2 protein-coding genes are annotated in these 5510 nt (G+C 35.8%); both read right to left on the reverse strand.

The features are described 5' to 3' along the window. Window positions 1-734: 734 nt before the first annotated feature. Window positions 735-1187, reverse strand: a complete 453-nt coding sequence (locus D5R40_RS29970) for a macro domain-containing protein (protein ID WP_161565108.1) — start codon at window positions 1185-1187, stop codon at window positions 735-737. A gap of 102 nt (window positions 1188-1289) precedes the next feature. Continuing rightward, on the reverse strand, window positions 1290-5144 hold the full coding sequence (locus tag D5R40_RS29975) for a GUN4 domain-containing protein (protein ID WP_124155652.1): 3855 nt from the start codon (window positions 5142-5144) through the stop codon (window positions 1290-1292). Window positions 5145-5510: the final 366 nt, after the last annotated feature.

The raw sequence follows: 5510 nt of genomic DNA on the forward strand, positions 1-5510 counted from the left end.
AATTTTGAACACCGTGTAGACGGTGGGGTATTAAACCCACAAAGAAAATGATAAAAAATAGCCTAGCTATTTGTAGCAAACATTTATTAAATTGGTATTATACCAGTTTTAAAAAAGAATACAGAAAATTTCAGGATCGTTAGGTACAGTTTAAGACTAATCTAGGGTTTGCTGAATAATATCATGTCCGCTGGTATCGTTTGTGTAAAATCAAGGGTGAATATCTACAGGAAATTTGGGGTTGCACATTATGGAATGATATTGCCAAAAATTAGTTTAGATTGTGACTAAAAAAAACCATTAATTAATCATTCTAGCAATTCTCAAATCCAAAATTTAATTCAATAAAAATCTCAAATCATTCGTCACTGTGCAATGCCGGAAATTTGGGGTTGCACATTATGGAATGATATTGCCAAAAATTGGTTGAGATTTTGACTAAAAAAAAACCATTAATTAATCATTCTAGCAATTCTCAAATCCACAATCCAATTCAATCAAAAATCTCAAATCATTCGTCACTGTGCAACGCCATAATTTTTATTCATTTGTTTGTTGTTCCCTGTTCCCTGTTCCCTGTTCCCTGCTATATTACAGCACTTTTGAGCATAGTAAGGTACAGCTATAAGACTATTTATTCCTATATTCCCTGTTGCCTGTTCCCTGTTGCCTGTTCCCTAGAGCAATAAAACTTTGTACCTCATCAACTAGAAAACTGCTGTAATTTTTAACCATTACAATAACGATTCCCAACCTAAGTTTTGAATTTGTTTTAGTGTCTCTCTAACGTCAATTTCTTCTACAATTTTTCGGTTATATATACAGATAGTAACTTCTCTGACTGTTTGATTTTCATCAGATAAATTTTTGATTATTTGTGACAAGATAATTTGCCAAGCTTTTTGAGCAGATAAAACACCTAATCCACTGCCAAATAAAGGAAAAGCAATTGTTTTAAAACTGAGTTTATGAGCGATTTTCATGCAAGTATAAAGTAGTTCTTGAATTACCTCTTCATGTGAACTTATTAATAATCCATAAAGTATTTTTTTCGCTTGGAGTTTGCCAGCGTTTGTTATGACTACATCTCTGAAAGATGACAAAGTGGAATTCCTCATTTCTATTCTCAATTTCATCATGTCTTTCCAAATATCTTCCCCAGTAATTTGTCGAATTCGGTCATACACTAGACCACCTATACTACTAGCAATAATATCTACTTCTAAGTTAGTAATATCACCTTGATAAATTTTTACTACTTTGTCATGTACTAAAAATTCACCTAAAAATCATTCTTGATCAGATTGATAAATTTTTACTAATTTGTCAGACTGACAGATATCTAATTTCATTGCTATAGCAGAAAGAATATCCCACCAAATAGTTTCCTCGCTGAAAAGCTTAGATTTTCCTAGATAAAAACTAAACCATAACCAATTCAATATTCCTCCAGGAAGATGACCGTTTGGGGCATTTATATCGAAATTCAATTCCTCATAAGTTAAAAGTTTTTCTCCTATTTTCCAGCCTAATTTTTCACTGAAATTATTATAAATTTCCAGATCGTTAATTTGATAACTACTATCTTGAGTTGCACCACAATTTTGCCAAACTTCTTTCTGAATACTCAAGCCAAATTTACCATTACTATATCTCACCCACAGATTATCTATTGTCAGTAAATCATGGCAGGGAAAATTGATAATATCTTCCCCTCTTAACCAACCTTTTGATTCTCGACCAGCTATTTTCAGCATAATCGCAGTAGTTTCTAAATCTGCTTCTCGCCATTTTCCTGCTGATAATAAATCCCGTAACCTAATATAGTTAATTTCATAATTAGAATGAAGACTAACACTAACAGGAATATCTGCGGGTGAGCTATCTATTCCTAGAGAAACAACATTACTTAAATCGACATTTTCAACCACACCATTTTGATTCTCAGATACCTCCAACTTTTCCAATTCTTCAGGATGAGTAACAAAATAATCCTGTAACCACTCATAACCCCTCACCAAAAGTTCATCCAAACCTTCAACTCGCCATAGACAAACCATACTATTTTTCCCACCAGCAACCAAATATTTACCATTATTGCTAAAACTAATACTTGTTAATTCCATTTCTGGAGTATCCCACTGTGCTAATTTGCGCCCAGAAAAATCCCACAATATAACAGTATAGTCACTTCCCACCGTTGCCACTCGTTGCCAATCCAAACTAAAACACACATCCACCAATTTTCCTTGATGCACGCTCCACTCAGTTAAAAGTTGCCCAGATATATTCCAAACTTTCACCTTCTCCCTACCCGCAGAAGTAACTTGCTCCCCATCAACGCTAAAACTCACACTTCTGACCTTATCCCGATGAGCATTCCAATTTGCTAAAAGTTGCCCAGACAGATTCCAGATGCAGACCTTTCCATCCCACCCACCTGTAACAATACGATCGCCTTCTGAGTTAAAACTAACACTGGCAATAATTCTCCGATTACTGCGCTTTAGTATCGCTAATTGTTTTCCTTCCAAGTTGCGTAATATAGCTGTGCCATTTGCTCCCACTGCTACTAGGGATGTGCCATTGGGACTAAATTTTACTTCTAATATCAGGTCTTGATGGGGGTGACATTGACTGATAAGTTGCCCTTCTTCACTCCAAATTGAAATATTATTACGTCCTGCTGTAGCTAGATATTTGCCATCAGGACTGAAACTGATGCTAGTGAGTCTACCTCGACCACTTTTCCACTGATGTAATATTTGACCAGACAAATTCCAAATTTTGACGCTGCCATCTTCTCCTCCCGTAGCTATTTTTCCAGTGAGACTAAAACTAACACTCAAAACTCTGCCTTGTTGAGTTTTCCATTGAGTCTGTTGTTTCGGAAATATATTCCAGGTGCGAATTGTGCCGTCAGCACCCACCGTGGCAATTTGTTTTCCGTCTGAGGTAAAACTGAGATCTGTAACTGAGTTACGGTCAGCATGAAACTGAGTTAATAAATTTCCAGATAATTCCCAAATTTTGGTTATTCCATCTGCTCCTGCTGTAGCAATATAGCGGTCGTTGGGGCTAAAACAAATATTGTTAATCTCTGTTTGCTCAGTTTCCCAGTCAAACAATTGCCGTTTAGGAAAATCCCAGAGTCGCAAAATTCCTTTTTTACCAATACAAAGCAGATATTCTCCGCTCCAACTCATTTTTACATTTGTCAGACCAAACTCTTCAATGTAATTTGCTTTCAATTCTGTAGGTTGTCGTTTTAATCCCTTCCACAGTCTGACTGTATTTTCTCTGACTGAAACTGCAATACATTCACCATCGCGGGTAAAACTTACAGTAGTTTTCCAACTTGAATGAATATTTCGTTGCTTGAGGGATGATGTTCCGGATCGCGAATGCGTTTGCCGTGAAATATTCCAGAGTTGTACTCCATTTTCTGCTACTGTTGCGAAATATTTTCCATCTAGACTAAATCTAATTTCATTAACTGCACCTTGATTACCATTAAACTGATTTATCTGTTGACCTTGTAAATTCCAAACTCGAATTATGCCTTCTTCTCCTGCTGTTGCTAAGTGTTTACCATTGGGGCTGAATTTCACACACAAAACTTCATTTTCGTCACCTTTTAGTTGTATTGAGTGGGGATTTAATAATTGCTGTAATAAAATTGTGCCATTGATTTCTGCAATAGCTAAATATTCTCCATCTGGGCTAAAGTTGATATCTTTAACTCCAATTTGATGACTAATAAATTGATTTTTTTGACTAATCTGAGCAAGAGTTTTTTGTAAAGTATATATTGGGGCGATAGTCGGATATTCTTTTAAAGACAAATTATGCAAAACTAATTTTTTTAACTTCTGTCCTGCCTGTATTGCTAGAATTAATGCCTCTATTTGATTAAATTCAAACTCTGATAAAGCATCATTCGTAATTTTATCAATCTCTTTAATTTCAGTCTCTGAATATACTGCCTCTACTTTTTCTTCTAAAACTAAACCTGCTTCGCGTAATTTATTTTCCACCCAATTCAGATTAAAAACCTCTGCATAAATTTTGTTATAAACCCTTAACTTTCCTTTCTGTTTTACTACCACCCCAGTCAGTCGTAATTCTCTATGAAACTGTTGATGATTCGCCTTAATATTTCCCTGCTGTAATATCTGTCGATATAATAATAGTAACTTACCCTGACTATGACTGCCGTAAAGTAAGCGATCGCGTATAGTCTTTAAATGTTCAGGTTCATCCTTTGCTTCCCAATTTTCAATAATTTGTGACCGAACAATTTCTGCCACTAACCCTACCTCATTTTCTCTAGAAATATTAAACTTAACCTCTCTACAATAAGATAAAATTACTTGACAAACTTTTTGAGTTAAAAATGGTTGCCCACCAGTCCAATTTAATACCTCTTTCAACACTGCCATACCATCATTAAAAATACCAGAAAAACCCGCAACTAAAGGTTTAGCCTCATCAAAATTAAACCCCTCTAACTCAATAGCTTTACCAATATTAAAAGGCGTACTAATATGCCGATTTTTAATCAAATCAGACGGTGTTGCCACTCCCAATAAAGCAAAAGATAAACGTTGATAATCAGAATTTTCAGCCCGTTGATTATAACAAAAACGAATCAAAGCAAAAAAATCATCAACATTAAAATTCAAACTGAGAATACTATCAATTTCATCAATAAAAATTACAATACTTTCCCGAATTTCCCTCAGTAAAACTTGCTCAATAAAATGACTTAAACGTTGTAAAGCAGAAAGAAAAGAGCGATCGCTCCACCAACTCAAAATATCAAACCGATCCAATAAGTCTACACTACTGGCCAAACTATAGACTATTCCCGCATACCACTGTTCCGAAGTAATATCCTGACTACCGATGGCCGTTAAATCTATAGCGGCACAAACAACCCCAGATGCGTGTAAACGTCGCATAGTTTGGACTCGCAGACTAGACTTACCCATTTGGCGGGAGTTTAAGACATAACAAAACTCTCCCATCATTAGGCCATCAAAAAGTTGCTCGTCTGCCTGTCGTTGGACATAAGTGGGAGCATCCACAGGTAGACTACCGCCGACTTGATAAGAGTATATTGAATTTGGGTCTAAGTTCATAGGGTCAGAAGCTAGTTCGAGAAATTATCTCCAAAATACATTATCTATTTTGGCAGATCTCAAACAGCGATCGCAAAGCACAACATTATCGCCCCTAAAAACCTCAAAATTATCCCTTTTTAATTTTAGTAAGTCTTTTACTTTGTCGGAACGCTGAATTGCTTTGGGTTTTGTTGTCTTCCTAAGCTAGGATATAGAGTATCCACTGATATCAAATCCGGTAGCATTGGTATAATTCAACATTTAGTAATAAAAGTCAATATTATAGAAGCAAACGGCTGTTTGCCCTTACTGACGCTAGAAATTATCATTTTCTTTGTGGGTTTAATACCCCACCGTCAACGGGGGTGTTCACGCATTACTTGG

It is taken from the genome of Okeania hirsuta, from assembly GCF_003838195.1.
GTDB lineage: Bacteria > Cyanobacteriota > Cyanobacteriia > Cyanobacteriales > Microcoleaceae > Okeania > Okeania hirsuta.